This is a genomic window from Pseudonocardia sp. TRM90224 (genome assembly GCF_021245725.1).
Classification (GTDB): domain Bacteria; phylum Actinomycetota; class Actinomycetes; order Mycobacteriales; family Pseudonocardiaceae; genus Pseudonocardia.
This window is the reverse complement of record NZ_JAJGSX010000010.1, coordinates 245051-264280: the sequence shown is the minus strand read 5'-3', so window position 1 is coordinate 264280 and position 19230 is coordinate 245051. Positions and strand designations below refer to the sequence as shown.

The window sequence follows — 19230 nt, the reverse complement described above, 5'->3', positions numbered from 1 at the left end:
GTACGACGGCTCGTGGCGGCGCCTTGCCAGCGACGATCTGGATCACGAAGAGCATCGACCCTGACTTCCTAAACACGGCCTAGATGGCCCGGTAGTCCCTGGGCGAGAACCGGGGTGCGAAGCGCGGCTTCCGGAACCCCGACGCCTCGACGTACCGGACGGCGCGCTGGCGTTGCGGCGCGTAAGGGGCGAGGACGGTGAGCATCGTGGCGTCGTCGATGGGGTGGCCGAGCAACGCCCACCCGACGACGCTGGGGATGTGGAAGTCGCCGAAGCTGACGGCGTCGGGATCACCCCACGCCCGCTGCGCGACCTCGGCGGCCGTCCACACGCCGATGCCCGGGACCTTGCGCAGCAGCTCCCGCCCGGCCTCCCCGCCCAGATCGGCGGCCTTCTCCAGGCGGTGCGCGACGGAGGCGCTCGCGAGGATCGCGCGACGCCGGGCGTGGTCGACGCCGGCCTTGTGCCATTCCCAGTCGGGCACCGCGCGCAGCTGCGCCGCCGTCGGCGGCACGCGCATGCCTTTCGGCGCCGGACCGGGCGCGGCGTCGCCGAACCGCCAGCACAGCTCGCGCCACGACCGCCAGGCCTCCGCCCCGGTGACCTTCTGCTCCAGCACGGCGGGGACGAGCACGTCCCAGACGCGGCGGGTCGCGCCGAACCGCAGGCCGGGTCGGCGGGCAGCGGCCTGCGCGATCAGCGGATGGTGCGCGACGAACTCGTCGGGCCGGTCGTCGGCGCCGAGCAGAGCGGGCAGGCCGTCGACGGCCCACGCGGCGCCGGGGCCCCATGCCGCGGCGACGACGGTGCCGTCGGACCGTCGGCTCAAACGCATGGTTACGGGCCCGTCGGGGGTGGTCGACGCCCGCCAGATCGCGGTGCCGTCACCGCCCGAACGGTAGGTCGGGTCGCCGCTGCCACGGCGCAGCGGCCCGAGGATGCCGGCCAGGTCGAGCCGGAACTCCGGCCGCCACTGCCGGGTGGCGTCGGGTTCGTCGTCAGACATCCGGGGAGAAGCGGACGCCGTGCGGGGGCAGCTGCACGTCGGGCCACACGCGCATCCCGCCGCGCAGCTCGCAGTGCGCCCCGACGGCGGCGCGGTCGCCGATCACCGAGTCGATCACCCATGCGCCGTCGTCGACCCGGGCGCCCGCGCCGATCACGGAGTGCCGCACGACAGCCTTCTCACCGACCACGGCGCCGTCGAACAGCATCGCGCCCTCGACCCGCGCACCCGGTCCGATCCGCACCCCGCGCCCGACGGTGGTGCCGCCCAGCACGAACGCGGTCGGGTCGATCTCGGCGCCTTCGAGCACGAGCGCCTCACCGGCCGGTCCCGGCAGCGCGGCGGACGGCGCGATGCCGCGCACGAGGTCGGCCGAGCCGTGCACGAGGTCGGCGGGCGTGCCCATATCACGCCAGTAGGCGTTGTCGACGTGGCCGGAGAGCCGCGCGCCGGCCGCGAGCAGCCCGGGGAACGTCTCGCGCTCGACGGAGACCGGGCGGCCCTCCGGGATCGAGTCGATCACCGAGCGGCGGAACACGTAGCAGCCGGCGTTGATCTGGTCGGTCGGCGGGTCCTCGGTCTTCTCCAGGAAGTCGAGCACCCGGCCGTCGGCGTCGGTGGGCACGCAACCGAACGCGCGCGGGTTGAGCACGCGCACGAGGTGCAGCGTGACGTCGGCCTCGGTGCGCCGGTGCGTGTCGACCACAGCGGTGAGGTCCGTGCCGCACAGCACGTCGCCGTTGAACACGAGCACCGTCTCGGCGGTGAGGTGCTTCGCGACGTTGCGGATGCCGCCGCCGGTGCCGAGCGGCTGGTCCTCGACGACGTACTCCATCTCGCAGCCGAGCTCGGCGCCGCTACCGAAGTGCTCGGAGAACGTCTCGGCCATGTAGGAGGTGCCGAGCACGACCCGCCGGACCCCGGCCTGCCTGATCCGGGAGATCAGGTGGGCGAGGAACGGCACCCCGGCCGCCGGCAGCATCGGCTTCGCTGCCGAGAGGGTGAGCGGCCGCAGCCGCGTGCCCTTCCCGCCGACCAGCACCACAGCCTCGACGTCGTGCAACACGCGTGATCTCCCCCGTTCATCGGACGCGCCGTGCCAGCGCGATCAACGCCCGCGCCGGTGCCCGGAACCGGGTGCGCGCGTAGCGGCGCAAGGCGCGGTCGTACGGCTCAAGGATGCCCTGCCCGGTCCACCCGTCGAACGTCACCTCCGCCGACGGGACGTGCACGGTGAGCCAGCCCGCACGGCCCAACCGGTCGCCGAGATCCACGTCGGCCAGCTCGGGTCGGCGCCCGGCGTCGGCGTAGCGGGCGTCGAAGCCGTCGACGGAGTCCCAGGCCGTGCGGCGGACCAGCAGACATGCGCTGTCGAGCCAGCCGATGGCGCCGTCGGGGCGGATCCGACCGCGCAGGACGTCGAGCAGCCCGGGCAGCGCGCCCATGCTGCTCGCAACCGCGCCCGCGGTCGTGCGGACGAGGGGGCCGAGCGCGCCGGCGCGTGGTGTGCGCGCGGCGGCGTCAAGCAGCACGTCGATGGTGCCGCGCCGCCACGTGACCTGCGGGGCGGCGATCGCGACCCACCCGATGGCCGGCTCCAGCGCCGCCACCGCCCGGTTCACGGCCGCGGCGTGGCCGATGTCCTCGGCGATCCGCAGGAACGTCGCGCCCTCGGCCGCGGGGGCGCCCCCGGTGTCGACGTGGACGGCGGTGACCTGCCCGCCTGTCGCGAGCGGCAATGAGGTGAAAACGGCGCCGACGGGCTGCGCCGCGCGGGTCACCGTCACCACGGCCAGCGCGTCGCCGTACTGCTGGACCGCGTCCACCGCGACAGCGTAGTCACCGCGTCGCGATGATCAGTCGTCGGTCGGGTCCTCGCCGTTGAGCTCGGCGAGCGTGCTGAGCGCGTCGCGGTCGCCCTGGTCGATCGCGATCTGGAGGTACTCGCGGGCCTCGTCCGGCCGGCCGTCGTCGACGAGGAAGCGGGCGAGTGTGTATGCCCACCTGGGTTCGTTGTGCCGCCGCGCCTCGCGGAACTCGCGCTCCGCGCCGTCCGCGTCGCCGCGGACGCCCAGCAGGAACTGGCCGTGGGCGGTGTGCGCCCGCAGCGCGCCGAGCTGGTCGGCGCGCTCGTAGAGGCGCTCCGCGTCGTCGATCCGGCCCTGCTGGGCACGCACGTCAGCGAGCGCGACGACGGTGTCGGGGCGCCGCTCGTCGTGGAACCGCTCGGCCGCGGCGATCGCAGCGGTGACGTCACCCGCCTCCAGGTACAGCTCGACGACGTTCGCCGGCGCCAGCAGGTCGCCCGCGTCGGCGGCGCGGGTGAGCACCTGGATCGCCTCGGCGAAGCGGTCGCCGTCGCGGAGCAGGATCGCGAGGTCGTTCGACGCCGCCACGTCGCCGGCGTCGATCGCGAGCCGGAACGCGTCCTCGGCGCGGTCGGCGTCACCGATCTCGGCGAGCGCGACACCCAGCTGCCCCGCGAACCGCGTGTGGCCGTGCTCCACGAGCGGACCGAGCCACTCGACCGCGGCGTGCCAGCTGCCGCTGTCGAGGTAGGCGCGCGCGAGCAGGTCCGGCGCGGACGGTTCGCCGGCGGCGACGCCCCTGCGCAGCACGTCGACGGCCTCGAGAGCACGGTCGGCGTCCAGGAGGGCCGTGCCTTCGGCGGACAGCGGCTCGGGATCGGGTTCGGGCAGTGGCTGGCTCATCACGCTCCCACCAACGGGTGACGAGATGATTCCACTCCCAGCCGGTTTCGTCACTCTCGGTAGGTAGCTACCACTTTCCGGTACGCCAGCCTGCGAATCCGTTCGGGGACGAGCCGGTAGCCGCCGCGGACCGCGACGTTGCGCAGGAACTGCGGCAGGGTGGTGAACCCGATCCGCCGGAACGCGCGCTGCACGGCGAGCTCGGCACGCAGCTGGGCGAGCCCGCCGCGACGGGCGTAGGCGCCGGCGCCGACCCGGTAGCGGACGAGCGGCTCCGCGACGTTCGCGACCCGCGCGCCGGCGACGATCATCTTCGCCCAGAGCAGGTAGTCCTCCATGAGGGCGAAGTCGGTGTACCCACCGACCTCCAGCACGGCGGCCTTGCGGAAGACGACCGTCGGGTGGTTGAAGGGATCGGCGAAACGCGCGCGGGCCTTGATGGCGTCGGGGTCGGTCGGCGGGGTCCGGGTCCCGACGACGTCGTCGGCGCCGGTCCCGAACTCGACCAGCCCGGATCCGACCAGGTCGACGCCCGATTCGATGATCGGCATCTGGACGGCGAAGCGGTGCGGCATGGAGATGTCGTCGGCGTCCATCCGGGCCACGACGTCGTGCCGGCAGGCCGCGAGCCCGGCGTCGAGCGCGGGCCCGAGCCCGACGTTGCGCTCCAGCGCGATCAGCTCGACGGGCACCGGGCTCGTCGCCACCAGCTCGGCCAGCCGCGCGTCCAGCTCGGCGCCGACCGGGCCGTCGCGGACGATCACGACCTCGTCGGGCCGCCGGGTCTGCGCCACGACCGTCGACTCGAAGGCCTCGCCGAGGAAGTCGGGCCGGTCGCCGGCCCACACCGGCAGCAGCAAAGACAGCTTTTCCGACACGTCCGTCCTTCGTTGATCATTACCGTCGGTGATCAATTCCCGAGCGACGACGGTCACCCGCGACACGCCCGTCCACCGCAGTGGACGCCCGCGCCGAATGTTGCACCCTAGAGGCACGACGTGCACAGGAGGTGGGAGGTGGACCAGCGCCGAGGCGGCACGTCCACCGCCACCCGGGGATGGGCGAGCCGGCGGCCGCCGGCACGGGCGCAGCGGACGCCGCCGGCCCGACGGCCGCCGCCGAAGCGGCGCGGGACCATCGCCCGCCGGGTGCGGACCGGGCTCGTCGTCGCGTCGACGCTCGTCCTCCTGCTCACCGGAACGGCGTGGGGGCTCTACCGCGACGTCACCGCGGGGATCACAACGACCGACGTCATCACGGGCGGCTCGTCGGACGGTGCGCAGAACATCCTGCTGGTCGGTGTCGACAGCCGCACCGACGCGCAGGGCAACCCGCTGCCGCCGGAGGTGCTGGAGAAGCTGCACAGCGGTGCCGACACCGGGATCCTGAACTCCGACACGATCATGGTGCTGCACGTGCCCGACGGCGGCGGCGCGGCCTCGGCGTTCTCGATCCCGCGCGACAGCTACGTCGACATCCCGGGCTACCGCCGCGACAAGATCAACGCCGCGTACCCGGCCGTCAAGGCGCTCACCGCGGAACGGCTGGTCAACCGGGGCGTGCGGGATCACCGGCAGGTGGAGACGGACGCGGGGCAAGCCGGACGGACCGCGCTGATCGGCGCCGTCGAGGGCCTGACCGGGTTGACGATCGACCACTACGCCGAGATCAACCTGCTGGGCTTCTACAACTTGACGGCCGCCATCGGCGGCGTCGACGTCTGCCTCAAGGCCCCGGTCGACGACGTGCTCTCGGGCGCGCGGTTCCCCGCCGGCCCGCAGACGATCTCCGGCGGCGACGCGCTGGCGTTCGTCCGGCAGCGGCACGGGCTGCCCGACGGCGACCTCTCCCGGATCCGGCGGCAGCAGGTGTTCCTCGCCGCCGTCGCCGACAAGGTCCTCTCCGCCGGGACGATGACCGACCCGGCGAAGCTCGGCGGGCTCGTCGACGTGCTGCAGAAGTCGCTGGTGATCGACTCGGGGTGGGACCTGCTGGCGTTCGCGCAGCAGGCGTCCGACATCGCGGCCGGCAACCTGGAGTTCCGCACGATCCCCACCCGCGGGCTGGAGACCAACACCCGCGGCGACGTGGTCGTCGTCGACCGGTTCGAGGTGAAGGGGTTCGTCGAGCGGGTCATCGACGCGCAGGCCGCGGAGGCGGAGAAGGCCGCGGCGGACAAGGCGGCGCAGGAAGCGGCCGCGGCCGCTCCGACGACCGCGCCGTTGCCGGCCGGTGTCGTGCCGTCGCGGTACCTGGTCGACGTGCGCAACGGGTCTACCAAGAACGGGCTCGCCGCGGCCGTCTCGTCCTACCTGCGTGGCGTGGGCTTCCCGCGGGGGACGATCGACACCACCGTGGCGACCGACGTCTCCGTCGTCCGGTACACCGGCAGCGACGGCGATGCCGCGGAAGCCACCGCGCAGAAGCTCGGCGGCATCCCCACCGAGCAGGCCAGCGACGTCCCCAAGGGCCACCTCGTCGTCGTGATCGGCGCCGACTTCAACACCGCCGTCGTCCCGACGAGCGCGCCACCCACGACCGCGACCACCACGAGCGCACCGCCGCCGGCCCCGACCGACCCGATCACCGCCGCCGGCGTGCCCTGCATCGACTGACGGCCCCGACTTCCCCACCGTTTTGTGCACCTGCGCGCCATTTCGGCGCGCATCCACCCAAAACGGTGGGGAACTTCGGCGGCTGGGACGGGCGGCGCCTAGCGTGGCGGCGTGACCCTCACCGCCGCGCTGCTCGACCCGATCCGCTCCGGCCCGTCCGCCGCCCAGCCGTTGATCACGTTCTACGACGACGCGACCGGCGAGCGCATCGAGCTCTCCGGCGTGACGACGGCGAACTGGGCGGCGAAGGCCGCAAACCTCCTGCGCGACGAGTGCGACGTCGAGCCCGGGTCGCGGATCGCCGTGCTGCTGCCCGCCCATTGGCAGACGGCGGCGGTGCTGCTCGCGGCGTGGTGGTGCGGCGCGGAGCTCGTCGGGGATCCCACCGACGCCGCGGACGCCGACCTCGTGCTCTGCGACGCCGGCCGGCTCGACCTCGCGCTGGCCGCGCAACCCGCGCTCGGCGTCGTCGCGTTCTCCCTCGACGCCTTCGGCAAGGGCATCACCGGGCTGCCGGCGGGCGTCGTCGACTTCGCGACAGAAGTGCGGCTGCACGGCGACGACTTCGTGCCGTGGGCGCCGGTGCCCGACACCGCGCCGGCGGTGGACGGCGCGGCGGTCGCGGACGTCCTGGCCGACGCGCGCGCCCGCGCGGAGACGCTCGGCATCAAGGCGGGCGACCGGGTTCTCTCGACCAGGGAGTGGTCGGCGCCCGACGGGCTCGCCGACGGCCTGCTCGCGGTGCTCGCCGCCGGCGCGTCGCTGGTCCAGTGCCGCAACCTCGACCCCGACCGCAAGGCCCGCCGCGCCGAGAGCGAGCGCGTCACCGTCGACATCGGGTAGGACTTCCCCACCGTTTTGCCCATTTGCACGGCCCCAAGGGCATGCAGGTTGGCAAAACGGTGGGGATGTTCGTCAGCGTTTGCTGTCGAGGTACTGCAGCAGCTCGTCGGCCGCCTTCTCGACGGCTGCGTGGTCGTTCTGGGCGGCTCGCTGCTTGCCGTGGATGAGCGCGGCCCGGTTCACCTTCGAGAAGTCGCCGTACGGGAACGCGAACCGGCCCTTGGTGCCCTCGGACGCATCGGGGTCGATGCCGAGGTGCCACTCGGCGAAATCGTCGAACCCGTCATCGTCGATCTCCTTGTTGGCGTCGGCGGCCGACGGGGCGGCGTCGGACCACTCCGTCGTGTCGTCGAAGTCGCCCGCGTCGATCAGCTTGCGGGCGTGCTTCACAGCGCGGTCGTTCACCCGGTAGGTAGGCATGCCCTCGGACTACCCGCGGCGGCCTGCCCACCCACCTGCCTAACCGACCGAGAACGAGTGCTCCAGGATCGGGTCGCCGGGGAAGTCGCAGTAGACGCGCGAGCCGTCGCTCCCGTTGTTCGACCAGACCCGTGGCCCGGAACGGTCGTAGTAGGTGGCGGTGGTCACCATGACGCAGGTGATGTGGACGGTGATGTAGTCGGCCCCCTGGATGCAGATCGCGTCGGCACCGTTGGGTTCCATCCGGCGGGACGCGCCGACGCACCCCGCCTCCGACGAGACGGCGGTGGCGGCGGAGACGGGTGCAGGGACGGCGGCGGACGCCGCTGTGGGCGTGGCCAGGATGACCGTGCCGGCGGCCGCGGCCACGCAGGCCATTGCCGAAAGGCGGCGATTGCGGATGTACGGACCCATGGCTTCGTCCTCCCCAAGGAACGTCACTTCGAGGCGCCGAGGGTAAGTCGAGCCACACGCGCGAGAGCCACGCTTCGAGAAAGAGTGAAGTTCTCGCAGCCCGGAACCTCGACTACTTCATCGTCGACACTGGGTAGAACTTCCCCGCCGTTTTGGGTGGATGCGCGCCGAAATGGCGCGCATGTGCCCAAAACGGTGGGGAAGTTCGTGGTCACCCGACCGTGAAGGAATGCGACAGGAGCGGGTCACCCGGGAGATCGCAGTAGACGCGGGACCCGCCGATCAAGGGATCACGGGCGTTGGACCAGGCCCGCGGCCCGGACCGGTCGTAGTACCCGCCGGTGGTCGCCGTGACGCACGTGATGTGCACGGTGATGTAGCCGGCGCCCTGCACGCAGATCGCATCGGCACCGTTCGGCTCCATCTTGCGCGACGCGCCGACGCAGCCCTGCGCCTCCGCGGCGGAGGCGGGTTTGGCGGACGTGCTGGTCGAGGCGGACGCGGCGGTCGGCGCTGCCGCGAGGATCGTGGACGCTGCCGCGACCGAGCAGATCATGAACGCCAGGCGGCCTTTACGAGATTCCGAGCGCAAAGCTTCGCCCTCCCCCTCAGAACGACTTCATCGTGCGCAGAGGGTAGGTGCCAACATTTCGGCCGGCCCCATTTTTCGGAAAAGTACGAACGGCGTGCCAACTCTCGAGCAGCGAGCGCGCCATCACACCCGCCCGGCCAGCACGCTCGGCTGATCCGTGATGTGCGAGCTGTCCACGAAGCCACGCTCAGCCGTCCTCGGATTCGATCAGGAGCCCGTAATGAACATGCCCGATCGCCAGGCATTGAACGACGTCGTACCTGCTGCGCGCCTGAGACTTAACAGCTCCCCGCATCCTCGTTGCTCGCCTGATGCACCAACGTAGACACGTTCGACCGCAGAGCACGACAAGCTGCCGCTGCGCCGTCGAGCCATGAGCCGGCGCGGCACTTCACCGTCGACATCGAGTAGAAGTTCCCCACCGTTTTGGGTGGATGCGCGCCGAAATGGCGCGCATGTGCACAAAACGGTGGGGAAGTTCGTGGGTCACCCCTTGAGCAGCGAGCGCGCCATCACCATCCGCTGGATCTGGTTCGTGCCCTCGTAGATCTGGGTGATCTTCGCGTCGCGCATCATCCGCTCGACGGGGAAGTCGCGTGTGTAGCCGGCCCCGCCGAGCAGCTGCACGGCGTCGGTGGTGACGGCCATCGCGGTGTCGGACGCGAAGCACTTCGCCGCGCTGGAGATGAACCCGAGGTTCGGCTCGCCGCGTTCGGCCCGCGAGGTGGCGACGTACACGAGCTGGCGGGCCGCCTCCACCTTCATCGCCATGTCGGCGAGCATGAACTGCAGGCCCTGGAACTCGGCCAGGTGCTTGCCGAACTGCTTGCGCTCCTTGACGTACGCGGTCGCGATGTCCAGCGCGCCCTGCGCGATCCCGACGGCCTGCGCGCCGATGGTCGGGCGCGTGTGGTCGAGCGTGGCCAGCGCGGTCTTGAAGCCGGTGCCCTCCGCGCCGATGATCCGGTCGGCGGGGATCGTGCACTCCTGGAAGTAGATCTCGCGGGTCGGCGAGCCCGCGATGCCGAGCTTGCGCTCCTTCGGGCCCACCTCGAAGCCGGGGTCGTCCTTGTGCACGACGAACGCGGAGATGCCGTTGGCCTTCTTCTCCGGGTCGGTCACGGCCATGACGGTGTACCAGCTCGATACGCCCGCGTTGGTGATCCAGCACTTGGTGCCGTTGAGCACCCAGCTGTCGCCGTCGCGGCGCGCGCGGGTCTTCATCGCGGCGGCGTCGGAGCCGGCCTCCCGCTCGCTGAGCGCGTAGCTGATCATCGCGTCACCCGCGGCGATCGACGGGAACACCTGCTGCTTCAGCTCGTCGGATGCCGAAAGCAGGATCGGGGTGAGGCCGAGCCCGTTGACGGCGGGGATCAGCGACGACGACGCGCAGACCCGCGCGATCTCCTCGATCACGATGCAGCCCGCGAGCTCGTCGGCGCCCTGGCCGCCGTACTCCTCGGGGATCGTGACGGCCTGGAACCCGGCCTTCATCAGCGCGTTCTGCGCCTCGATGGGGTAGCGCGCCTGCTCGTCGACCTCCGCGGCGTAGGGCGCGATCTCCTTCTCCGCGAGCGAGCGCACCGCCTCGCGCAGCGCCTCGTGCTCGTCGCTGAGGCGGTAGGTGTCGAACTCGGAATTCATGGGCCTGTCCCGTCGCGCGCGAAGTGGTGCAATCAGCGTAACGGCACTACGTGCCGTTAAACAAGTGTGGTGCTACTCTCCGTGCCGTGAGCGCAGCCGGTCGGATCGAGCAAGTGGCGCCGGCCGACGGTTCTGTCGATCCGATCGGCGCTGTCGGCGCTGTGCGGGTGCGGCGCGGCCGCTCGGCCGAGGGCCGCGCCGAGGTCCGCCGCGAGCTCGTCGCCGCGGCCGTTCGGCTCTTCGCCGGCCAGGGTTACGACGACACCACCGTCGACGACATCGCGGCCGCGGCGGGCGTCGGGCGGCGCACCTTCTTCCGGTACTTCCGGAGCAAGGAGGACGCGATCTCCCCCGACCACGACACCGCGCTGGCCCGGGTCGCCGAGGTGTTCGATTCTGCCCACCCGACCGAGCCGGCGATCCACCTCGCGCTGCGGGCCGGCGAGACGGTGTTCGACCTCTACACCGACGACCCCGAGCTGTCGGTCCAGCGGTTCCGCCTCACCCATGACGTCCCGGTGCTGCGCGACCGCGAGTCGGCGAGCGTCGACCGCTACCGCCGCATGTTCACCCGCTACCTGCGCGCCCGGCTCGCCGACGACCCCGACGGGGAGCTGCGCGCGGCCGTCATCGGTGCCGCGGTCGTCGCCGCGCACAATCTGGAGCTGCGCAGATGGCTGGCGGGCGGGGCGGACGCCGGCGAGATCGACGCCTGCCGGGAGCGGTTCCACCGCATCGCCGCGATGTTGCCGATCGAGCCGGGTGAGCCGGGCGGGGAGCTCGCCGCCGTCACGCAACGGCTCGAGGCGGCCGTCGGGCGGCTGGAGCAGACGGGGCGCTGAGCACGGACCCCGGACGTGCGTGATCCCCGGGCCACGCCATGGGGCGTGCAAGCCGAGCTGGACGGGCTCGGGCCCGGGGATCACGGGTGACTGCTGGGATTTCGCCGGCACCACACCGGCTTCCACAAGCGGTCGGAAACGAGTCCTGTGGTGCTAGCGGACAGCCACCTCACGAGTCCAATAGCTATTCAACGCTGGACCACCTCCTCTCACGTGTACCGCCACACTACGACCGGGAGCGGGCAGCGCGCCACGTGAATTCGGCGGAGCTACTCCTCGACTCCCGCCGCCTTCTTCAGGGCAGCGTCCTTCGCCAGCACGGAGCGTTCGAGCTCGGACTGGAACTTTGTCATCGCGGCCAGCAGCGTCGGGTCGCCGGCGGCGAGGATCCGCACCGCGAGCAGGCCCGCGTTGCGCGCGCCACCGACGGCGACGGTCGCCACCGGCACCCCCGCCGGCATCTGCGCGATCGAGAGCAGCGAGTCGAGCCCGTCGAGCTGGGCCAGCGGCACCGGCACGCCGATCACCGGCAGCGGGGTGACCGACGCGATCATCCCCGGCAGGTGCGCCGCCCCACCCGCGCCGGCGACGATCACCTTCAGCCCTCGGCCGGTGGCGTCGCGGCCGTAGTCGAGCATGCGTTGCGGTGTGCGGTGCGCGGAGTAGACGCCCACCTCGAAGGGGACGTCGAACTCGGCGAGCGCCTCGGCGGCGGCCTGCATCACCCGCCAGTCCGAGTCGCTCCCCATGATCACGCCCACCAGCGGATCAGTCACCTCGTACCTCCCGCTCCTCCGGTGTGCGCCGACCAGCCGTCGGCCCACACCGCCCTCGACATCCATTCCGCGGCGAGCGCCGCCCGGTCGCGCACCGCGGCCATGTCGGTGCCGAGCGCCGTGACGTGCCCGACCTTGCGGGCCGGACGCTCGTCCTTGCCGTAGAGGTGCACCTTCACGTCGGGGAACCGCGCGAACAGGTGGTGCAGCCGCTCGTCGACGCTCATCTCGACCGGTTCCGCGGCCCCGAGCACGTTCGCCATCACGACGGCGGGAGCGGTCGGGGTCGTCGAGCCCAGCGGGTAGTCGAGCACGGCGCGCAGGTGCTGCTCGAACTGCGACGTCCGCGAGCCCTCGATCGTCCAGTGCCCCGAGTTGTGCGGACGCATCGCCAGCTCGTTGACGACCAGCCGACCGCTCTCCAGCTCGAACAGCTCCACGGCGAGCAGGCCCGTCACCCCCAGCTCGGCGGCGACCCGCAGCGCGAGCTGCTGCGCTCCGGACGCGGCCTCCGCATCGAGCCCGGGCGCGGGCGCGAGCACCTGCACGCACTGCCCGTCCTCCTGCACCGTCTCGACGACGGGCCACGCAGCGGCTTGCCCGAACGGCGATCGGGCGACGAGCGCCGCCAGCTCGCGGCGCATCCGGACCCGCTCCTCGATCATCAGCGGGGTACCGGCCGCGAGCAGCTCGGCGACCAGCGCCTCGTCCGGGGTGTCGAGCATCCACACCCCACGACCGTCGTACCCGCCGCGCACCGCCTTGAGCACGGACGGACCGTGCGTCGCGATGAAGTCGGCGGCGTCGCCGGCCGAGCGCACCTCCGCGAACGCGGGCGACGGCACGTCGAGCGCGGCCAGCCGGCGGCGCATCACCAGCTTGTCCTGCGCGTGCAGCAGCGCGTCCGGCCCCGGGTGGACGGTCACGCCGGCGGCGACGAGCGCGCGCAGGTTCTCCTGCGGGACGCCCTCGTGGTCGAACGTGACCGCGGCGCATCCCTTGGCGAAGCTCTGCAGCGCCGGCAGGTCTGCGGCGGCTCCCGGGTGCACGTCGGCGCACACCAAAGCGGCCGGCTCGCCGGGCGCCGCGGCGAGCACGCGCAGCGACTGCCCGAGTGCGATAGCGGCTTGATGGGTCATCCTGGCCAGCTGTCCCGCGCCGATCATTCCGACCACGGGCAGTGGCGTGCGCTCACCTGCGTCCACAGTGGGTGCACCATACCTGCGCTCATTCGCCGTATCGCGTCTGGCACGATGGTTGCGATGTCCCTCGTCGATACCGTGCTCTCGCACACGCCGCAGCCCTACCGCGACGTGGCGATCCGTCACCGTGAGCTGGTGAAGTTCGCGCTGGTCGGAGGCACCACGTGGGTCATCGACACCGCGGTGTTCCTGCTGCTCAAGAGCACCGTGCTGGCGGCGACGGACGCCAACTCCGACGGCAAGCCGCTCACCGCGAAGGTCATCGCGGTGCTCGTGGCGACGATCGTCTCCTACGTCCTCAACCGCGAGTGGTCCTTCCGGACCCGCGGCGGCCGTGAGCGTCATCACGAGGCAGCGCTGTTCTTCATCGTGAGCGGGCTCGGTGTGGCCGTTTACACAGCGCCACTGGCGATCTCGCGCTACCTGCTCGAGCTGAAGGTGCCGGAGGTCTCCCTGTTCACGCAGGAGATCGCCGACTTCGTCAGCGGGCAGGTCATCGGCGTGCTGCTCGGCATGGCCTTCCGCTGGTGGGCGTTCCGCCGGTTCGTCTTCCCCGACCAGAACGTGCGCGCCCGACGCGTGCGGCCCGTGCAGCCGGTGACGGGCGACAAGGTCGCCTGAGCCGGCGCCGGCCACGTCGTCGGCGCGCGCGAGACGCTCGTCGAACCGATGCACCTCCTGACCAGCGGGTGCTGACGGCTGCCGCGACAACCACCAGCGCCCGCAAGTCGGCCACTCCCCGCCTAACGCGGCCCGCTCGACGGGCGCGGCGGGCCGACCACGTCGTCGGCGCGGGCGGCCGGCAGGAAGATCGTGAACACCGCGGGGCGGGCCTTGGAGAGTTCGAGCCGCCCGCCGTCGGCCTCGACGAGCGCTCTGGCCAGGGCCAGCCCGAGTCCCGTCGACGAGCCCACCGAGACACCGCGGTCGAAAACGTGCGGCACCAGCTCCTCCGGCACGCCTGCGCCGCCGTCGGCGACCTCGATCAGGATGCTGTTCTCCGCCGACCGCGCGCTGAGCGTGATGGTGCCCCCGCCGTGCTGGATCGCGTTGTCGACGAGCGCGCCGATCGCCTCCCTGATCCGCGCGGGCGTCACGCGGGCCAGCAGCCCCTCCGGCACCCTGACCTTGAACGTCCGCCCCATCGAGCGGGCCGCCGGTCGCCACTCGTCGGCGACGGCGGTGAGCCAGTCGCGCAGATCGTGCAGCTCCGCGCCGGACGCGCGCGCGGCGCGGGCCGCCTCCAGCAGCTCGTCGAGCACCCCGGAGAGCCGCTCGGCCTGCTCGAGCGCGGCGACCGCCTCGCGGCGCGCACTCGGATCGGGGTGCGACGCCAGCTCGTCCAGCCGCAGCTGCAGCGCGGTGAGCCGGCTGCGCATTTGGTGCGAGACGTCGCCGACGAGGTCGCGCTCGCGCTGGACCAGCTCCGACAGCGCGGCCGCCGAGGTATCGAGCACGTCGGAGACCCGGTCGAGCTCGGGGATGCCGTGCCGGTGCGGCGCGGACCGGAAGTCGCCCGCGCCGAGCCGGGCGGCGCGGTCGGCGACGTCGCTGAGCGGCTCCGCGAGCCTGCGTGCCGTCAGCGTCGCCACGACCGTGCCGGTGCCGACGGAGAGCACGACGAGCAGCAGCACGATCAGCGTCCACTGGATCTGCTGCGTCCGCATGATCCCGAGCGGTTCCTCCAGCGTGATCTGGCCGCCCGGGCGGAACGGGAGCGCCTCGCGCACCGGGTCGGGCCCGACGTCCGCACCGATCACCTGCGGCGGCAAGCCCGTCTGCTCCAGCACCAGCCGGCCATTGGGCGGGACGGCGAGCTCGATCGCCGAGATGTCCGCGGCATCGAGGCCGCCCGGGTCGTCGAGCCGCTGCGCGACCTGTTCGAGCCGGGTCGTGAGGTCGGCCCTGGTGAAGTCGTCGACGAGCCGCCACGTGGTGATCGCGAGCGGCCCGCCGAGCACCAGCGCCGTGATCGTGACGACGAGCAGCGTCGAGACGAGTATCCGGCGCCGCAAGGTCAAACCCGGTCAGTCATGGTTGAACCGGAAGCCGACACCGCGGACCGTCGCGATCCGGTGGTCGCCGCCGATCTTGCGACGCAGCCACGACATGTGCATGTCGAGCGTCTTCGACGTCTTCATCTCGGGGTCGTTCCAGACCTCGCGCAGTATCTCCTCGCGCGTGACGACCTGGCCCGCGCGCAGCAGGAGCACCCGCAGCAGCTCGAACTCCTTGTTGGCCAGCGCCACCTCGGCGCCGTCGACGAGCACCCTGCGCCCCGAGAGCTCCATCCGCACACCACCGACCTCGACGGCCTCCGGGGTGAGCCGGCGCAGCAGCGCCCGGACCCGCGCCAGCAGCTCGGCCAGCCGGAACGGCTTGCCGACGTAGTCGTCGGCGCCGGCGTCGAGGCCCACGACGAAGTCGACCTCGTCGGTGCGGGCCGTCAGCATCAGCACCGGCAGGTCGGGATGCTCGAGCCGGACGCGGCGGCACACTTCGAGCCCGTCCATGCCGGGCAGGCCGAGGTCGAGCACGAGCAGGTCGATGTTGTCGTCGCGGACGCGTTCGAGCGCGCCGACGCCGTCGGTGGCGACGCGCACGTCGTAGCCCTCTCGCTGCAACGCACGCGACAGCGGCTCGGCGATGGCGCTGTCGTCCTCGGCGAGCAGGACGGTGGTCATGCTCACCACCATAAGGCCGTGGGCGAAGATCGGTCGCATGACCGACGACCCGCGCCCGCAGATCCCGCCGTTCGGCGATGAGCGCACGATACTCGCCGCGTACCTGGACTGGCACCGGGCCACAATCGCGCTCAAATGCGCTGGTCTGACGCCCGCCCAGCTGGCGTCGCGGCCGCTGCCGCCCTCGACGATGTCGCTGCTGGGGCTGATCCGCCACCTGACCGACGTCGAGCGCGGCTGGTTCGGGCGGGTCATCGCCGGGCAGGACCTCCAGCCGATCTACTACTCCGACGCCGACCCCGACGGCGACTTCGACAACGTCGATGAGGCGACCGTCGACCAGTCCCACGTCGATGCCACGTTCGCCGCGTGGCACGCGCAGCGGGAGCAGTCGCGCGCGATCGCCGACGGTGTCGGGTCGCTCGACGAGATCCGGCCGCACCGCCGCGAGGGCGATCTCTCGGTGCGGTGGATCCTCGTGCACCTCCTCGAGGAGTACGCCCGCCACAGCGGCCACGCCGACCTCATGCGGGAGCAGATCGACGGGGTCACGGGTGAGTGAGGCAGGCTGTGGTGCTGTGGACCGCGACCCCGATCTCGATCTCGACCTCGCACTGCACCTCGCCGACCTCGCCGACGCCGTCACGCTCCCCCGGTTCCGGGCGAGCGACCTGCGGGTCACCCGCAAGCCCGACCGCACCCCCGTCACCGACGCCGACACCGCCGCGGAGGCCGCGCTGCGGGCCGCGATCGCCGAGCACCGGCCCGGCGACGACGTGCTCGGTGAGGAGGAGGGCGGCACCGTCGCCGAATCGGGCCGGGGTTGGGTGCTCGACCCGATCGACGGCACCAAGAACTTCTCCCGCGGCCTGCCGGTCTGGGCGAGCCTGATCAGCCTCACCGTCGACGGCGAGCCCACGGTCGGGGTCGTGAGCGCCCCGGCGTTGGGTCGTCGCTGGTGGGCGGCGCGCGGCGAGGGAGCGTGGACGACGGACGGCGCCGGTGCGGCCCCGCGCCGGATCACCGTCTCCGGCGTCACGGACCTCGCCGACGCGTACCTGTCCACCACCGACCTGCGCACGTTCACCGAGCAGGGCCGCCGCGAGCACTACCTCGCGCTGACCGACGCCGTCTGGGAGACCCGCGCGTTCGGCGACTTCTGGCAGTACTGCCTGGTCGCCGAGGGGGTCATGGACGTCGCGGTCGATGCCGCCGCGAACCCGTGGGACCTCGCCGCGCTCGTGCCACTGCTCACCGAGGCCGGCGGCAGGCTCACCGACCTCACCGGCGCCGAAGTGTTCACCGGTGGCGACGGCATCGCCTCCAACGGCGCCGTCCACGCCGCCGCGCTGAAGCTGGTGGGCCGCTGATGGACACCTCGTACACGTTCACCGACTTCACCGCCGGCCGCGTCTTCGACCTCGGCCCGATCGAGGTCGACGGCGCCGAGATGCTCGCGTTCGCGCAGCGGTTCGACCCGCAGCCGTTCCACGTCGACGAGCAGGCCGGCAAGGAGTCGCTCTACGGCGCCGTGATCGCCTCCGGCTGGTTCACCGCGAGCCTGTGGATGCGCGCCTACGCCGACACCGTCCTCAACCGGTCGGTCTCGCTCGGCTCCCCCGGCGGGGAGGAGCTGCGCTGGCCCGCTCCCGTGTTCGCCGGGGACGTGCTGCGGGCGTCGATGGAGGTGCTGGAGGCGCGGGTGTCGAACTCGAAGCCGTGGATGGGGCTCGTCCGGCTGCGTGGGCAGGCCCACCGCGACGACGTGCTTGTCTTCAGCAGCACCTTCACCGGGATCTTCGGGACGGACGTCCCACCCCCGAGCTGACCCGAAACTTCCCCACCGTTTTGGGTGGATGCGCGCCGAAATCGCGCGCATGTGCCCAAAACGGTGGGGAAGTTAGGCAGCTCGGCCGGCGACACCGACCAGGGATCGCCTCACCACGACGCCGGGCCGAGCAGCATCCCGATGTCGATGCGCAGCGGGAATGGCTCGCGCACCACCAGCTCACCCACGGCGGTCTGGCTCTCGACGTAGCCGTCGTCCGGTGCACCGAACCCGAACACGGTGATGGTCGGTGCCGGAGGATCGAGATCGACCAGCCAGAACCATGGAATCCCGGCTTCCGCGTACTCGACCACCTTGAGGTGCTTGTCGGTGCTGCGTGAGCCCGGGGAGATGATCTCGATTGCGATGCGCACCGCGTTCGTTTCAGCCCGCTTCTGAGGGCCACCCCGCGGGATGACAATCAAATCAGGAGCGCGGACCGTGGGCGGCGGTCCTGCTTTGACAACGAGCTCGAAGTCTCCGACGACCTGATGATCTCGCGGGAGCTGCTGCCGAATCTGGACGGCTAACTCGAGCTGTGCCTCCTGGTGGCGGAGAGCGGGTTTCGGCGACACGACAAGCACACCATCCTGCAGCTCGTACTGCGCCGAGTTGTCCTCGGGAAGGGCGTCCCAGTCGTCGAGCGTCATCAACTCGTGCGGGATCGGCGTAACCATCGCAGCACCTCCAAATCTGTTGTGGACAGTGTGCCTCACCGCCGGCGGTTCCCGACGTCAGCCCGCCAGCGCCCGCACCACCCGCGACGGGGACGGCCGCCCCAGCTGCTGCGCCATCCACACGCTGGTCGCGACCAGCGCGTCCAGGTCGACGCCGTGCTCGATGCCCAGCCCGTCGAGCATCCAGACGAGGTCCTCGGTGGCGAGGTTGCCGGTCGCCGACTCCGCGTACGGGCAGCCGCCGAGCCCGCCCGCGCTCGCGTCGACGGTGGTCACGCCCTTGCGCAGCGCGGCGAGGGTGTTCGACAGCGCCTGGCCGTAGGTGTCGTGGAAGTGCACGGCGAGCTGCCCGAGCGGCACGCCGTCGGCGACGCACGCGTCGATCACGGCGTCGACGTGGCCGGGGGTGCCCGTGCCGATGGTGTCGCCCAGCGAGAGCTGCCCGCAGCCCATCTCGACCAGCCGCCGCCCGACGGCGGCTACCTGCTTGGGCTCGACAGCCCCCTCCCACGGATCGCCGAAGCACATCGAGATGTAGCCGCGCACGCGCAGCCCCTCGGCCCGCGCCCGCTCGACGACCGGCGCGAACATTGCGAACTGCTCGTCGAGGGTGCGGTTTAGGTTGCGGTTGGCGAACGTCTCCGTGGCGCTGGCGAAGATCGCGATGTGCCCGACCCCGGCTTCGAGGGCCCGGTCCAGGCCACGCTCGTTCGGCACCAGCACCGGGTAGTCGATGCCGGCCCGGCGCTCGACGACCGACAGCAGCTCGCTCGCGTCGGCGAGCTGCGGCACCCACTTCGGGTGCACGAAGCTCGTCGCCTCCAGCACGGCGAGCCCCGCGTCGGCGAGCCGGTCGAGGAACGCGGCTTTCACCGCAACGGGCACGACGGCCGACTCGTTCTGCAGCCCGTCGCGCGGTCCGACCTCGTAGATCGTGACCTGCTCCGGGAGGCCGACCGTCGGTCGGGTCATCGGG

At 72.0% G+C, this 19230-nt stretch carries 22 protein-coding genes; 7 read left to right on the top strand and 15 right to left on the bottom strand.

What is annotated here, in order from left to right; genetic code table 11:
* Positions 1 to 79: 79 nt before the first annotated feature.
* From LL648_RS19140 to LL648_RS19120, 5 genes are read right to left on the bottom strand one after another with little or no spacing between them, the layout of a single operon-like run.
* Positions 80 to 1006, bottom strand: coding sequence for a DNA-3-methyladenine glycosylase family protein (locus tag LL648_RS19140; protein ID WP_232663953.1), 927 nt, complete (start codon positions 1004 to 1006; stop codon positions 80 to 82).
* Positions 999 to 2069, bottom strand: coding sequence for a sugar phosphate nucleotidyltransferase (locus tag LL648_RS19135; RefSeq protein WP_232663972.1), 1071 nt, complete (start codon positions 2067 to 2069; stop codon positions 999 to 1001). The genes LL648_RS19140 and LL648_RS19135 overlap by 8 nt, the downstream gene beginning before the upstream one ends.
* A gap of 19 nt (positions 2070 to 2088) precedes the next feature.
* Positions 2089 to 2832, bottom strand: coding sequence for a dTDP-Rha--alpha-D-GlcNAc-pyrophosphate polyprenol alpha-3-L-rhamnosyltransferase (locus LL648_RS19130; protein WP_232663952.1), 744 nt, complete (start codon positions 2830 to 2832; stop codon positions 2089 to 2091).
* A 30-nt stretch (positions 2833 to 2862) separates the two neighbouring features.
* Entirely contained in the window at positions 2863 to 3720 is an 858-nt protein-coding gene (locus LL648_RS19125) for a tetratricopeptide repeat protein (RefSeq protein ID WP_232663951.1), read from the bottom strand.
* Positions 3721 to 3767: 47 nt separating this feature from the next.
* Positions 3768 to 4595 carry a glycosyltransferase gene (locus tag LL648_RS19120; protein WP_232663950.1) on the bottom strand — a complete coding sequence of 276 codons (828 nt, stop codon included), beginning with the start codon at positions 4593 to 4595 and terminating at the stop codon, positions 3768 to 3770.
* 138 nt (positions 4596 to 4733) lie between these two features.
* Between LL648_RS19120 and LL648_RS19115 the strand changes: the two genes are divergently transcribed.
* Complete coding sequence (locus LL648_RS19115; RefSeq protein WP_232663949.1) at positions 4734 to 6332, top strand: LCP family protein; 1599 nt, start codon at positions 4734 to 4736, stop codon at positions 6330 to 6332.
* 111 nt (positions 6333 to 6443) lie between these two features.
* Positions 6444 to 7175: a TIGR03089 family protein gene (locus LL648_RS19110; RefSeq protein WP_232663948.1), complete on the top strand. Its 732-nt coding sequence runs from the start codon at positions 6444 to 6446 to the stop codon at positions 7173 to 7175.
* A 72-nt stretch (positions 7176 to 7247) separates the two neighbouring features.
* Here LL648_RS19110 and LL648_RS19105 read toward each other — a convergent pair whose 3' ends face one another.
* From LL648_RS19105 to LL648_RS19090, 4 genes are all read right to left on the bottom strand, one after another.
* On the bottom strand, positions 7248 to 7595 hold the full coding sequence (locus LL648_RS19105) for a hypothetical protein (RefSeq protein WP_232663947.1): 348 nt from the start codon (positions 7593 to 7595) through the stop codon (positions 7248 to 7250).
* 39 nt (positions 7596 to 7634) lie between these two features.
* Positions 7635 to 8009, bottom strand: coding sequence for a hypothetical protein (locus LL648_RS19100; protein WP_232663946.1), 375 nt, complete (start codon positions 8007 to 8009; stop codon positions 7635 to 7637).
* A gap of 211 nt (positions 8010 to 8220) precedes the next feature.
* Positions 8221 to 8565: a hypothetical protein gene (locus LL648_RS19095; protein WP_232663945.1), complete on the bottom strand. Its 345-nt coding sequence runs from the start codon at positions 8563 to 8565 to the stop codon at positions 8221 to 8223.
* 522 nt (positions 8566 to 9087) lie between these two features.
* Positions 9088 to 10245 (bottom strand): acyl-CoA dehydrogenase family protein, encoded by a 1158-nt coding sequence (locus LL648_RS19090; protein WP_232663944.1) that lies wholly within the window; start codon positions 10243 to 10245, stop codon positions 9088 to 9090.
* Positions 10246 to 10331: 86 nt separating this feature from the next.
* Here LL648_RS19090 and LL648_RS45270 point away from each other — a divergent pair, with 86 nt between their 5' ends.
* On the top strand, positions 10332 to 11087 hold the full coding sequence (locus LL648_RS45270; protein WP_232663943.1) for a TetR family transcriptional regulator: 756 nt from the start codon (positions 10332 to 10334) through the stop codon (positions 11085 to 11087).
* Positions 11088 to 11356: 269 nt separating this feature from the next.
* Here LL648_RS45270 and purE read toward each other — a convergent pair whose 3' ends face one another.
* Both purE and LL648_RS19075 read right to left on the bottom strand, forming a co-directional pair.
* Positions 11357 to 11863 (bottom strand): 5-(carboxyamino)imidazole ribonucleotide mutase, encoded by a 507-nt coding sequence (gene purE, locus LL648_RS19080; RefSeq protein WP_232663942.1) that lies wholly within the window; start codon positions 11861 to 11863, stop codon positions 11357 to 11359.
* Positions 11860 to 13068 carry a 5-(carboxyamino)imidazole ribonucleotide synthase gene (locus tag LL648_RS19075; RefSeq protein ID WP_308190355.1) on the bottom strand — a complete coding sequence of 403 codons (1209 nt, stop codon included), beginning with the start codon at positions 13066 to 13068 and terminating at the stop codon, positions 11860 to 11862. The genes purE and LL648_RS19075 overlap by 4 nt, the downstream gene beginning before the upstream one ends.
* A gap of 57 nt (positions 13069 to 13125) precedes the next feature.
* Between LL648_RS19075 and LL648_RS19070 the strand changes: the two genes are divergently transcribed.
* Positions 13126 to 13686, top strand: coding sequence for a GtrA family protein (locus LL648_RS19070; protein WP_232663940.1), 561 nt, complete (start codon positions 13126 to 13128; stop codon positions 13684 to 13686).
* A gap of 122 nt (positions 13687 to 13808) precedes the next feature.
* Here LL648_RS19070 and LL648_RS19065 read toward each other — a convergent pair whose 3' ends face one another.
* Together LL648_RS19065 and LL648_RS19060 are read right to left on the bottom strand one after the other, a co-directional pair.
* Positions 13809 to 15080: a sensor histidine kinase gene (locus LL648_RS19065; RefSeq protein ID WP_232663971.1), complete on the bottom strand. Its 1272-nt coding sequence runs from the start codon at positions 15078 to 15080 to the stop codon at positions 13809 to 13811.
* 12 nt (positions 15081 to 15092) lie between these two features.
* Positions 15093 to 15749, bottom strand: coding sequence for a response regulator transcription factor (locus LL648_RS19060; protein WP_232663939.1), 657 nt, complete (start codon positions 15747 to 15749; stop codon positions 15093 to 15095).
* A 37-nt stretch (positions 15750 to 15786) separates the two neighbouring features.
* Here LL648_RS19060 and LL648_RS19055 point away from each other — a divergent pair, with 37 nt between their 5' ends.
* From LL648_RS19055 to LL648_RS19045, 3 genes are read left to right on the top strand one after another with little or no spacing between them, the layout of a single operon-like run.
* On the top strand, positions 15787 to 16311 hold the full coding sequence (locus tag LL648_RS19055) for a DinB family protein (protein ID WP_232663938.1): 525 nt from the start codon (positions 15787 to 15789) through the stop codon (positions 16309 to 16311).
* Positions 16312 to 16327: 16 nt separating this feature from the next.
* Positions 16328 to 17119, top strand: coding sequence for a histidinol-phosphatase (hisN, locus tag LL648_RS19050; RefSeq protein ID WP_232663937.1), 792 nt, complete (start codon positions 16328 to 16330; stop codon positions 17117 to 17119).
* A complete protein-coding gene (locus LL648_RS19045; protein ID WP_232663936.1) occupies positions 17119 to 17577 on the top strand; it encodes a MaoC family dehydratase in 459 nt (152 codons plus the stop codon). Before hisN ends, LL648_RS19045 begins: the two co-directional genes overlap by 1 nt.
* 110 nt (positions 17578 to 17687) lie before the next feature.
* Here LL648_RS19045 and LL648_RS19040 read toward each other — a convergent pair whose 3' ends face one another.
* Both LL648_RS19040 and LL648_RS19035 read right to left on the bottom strand, forming a co-directional pair.
* Entirely contained in the window at positions 17688 to 18254 is a 567-nt protein-coding gene (locus LL648_RS19040; protein WP_232663935.1) for a Uma2 family endonuclease, read from the bottom strand.
* A gap of 57 nt (positions 18255 to 18311) precedes the next feature.
* Complete coding sequence (locus LL648_RS19035; RefSeq protein ID WP_232663934.1) at positions 18312 to 19226, bottom strand: hydroxymethylglutaryl-CoA lyase; 915 nt, start codon at positions 19224 to 19226, stop codon at positions 18312 to 18314.
* Positions 19227 to 19230 lie beyond the last annotated feature (4 nt).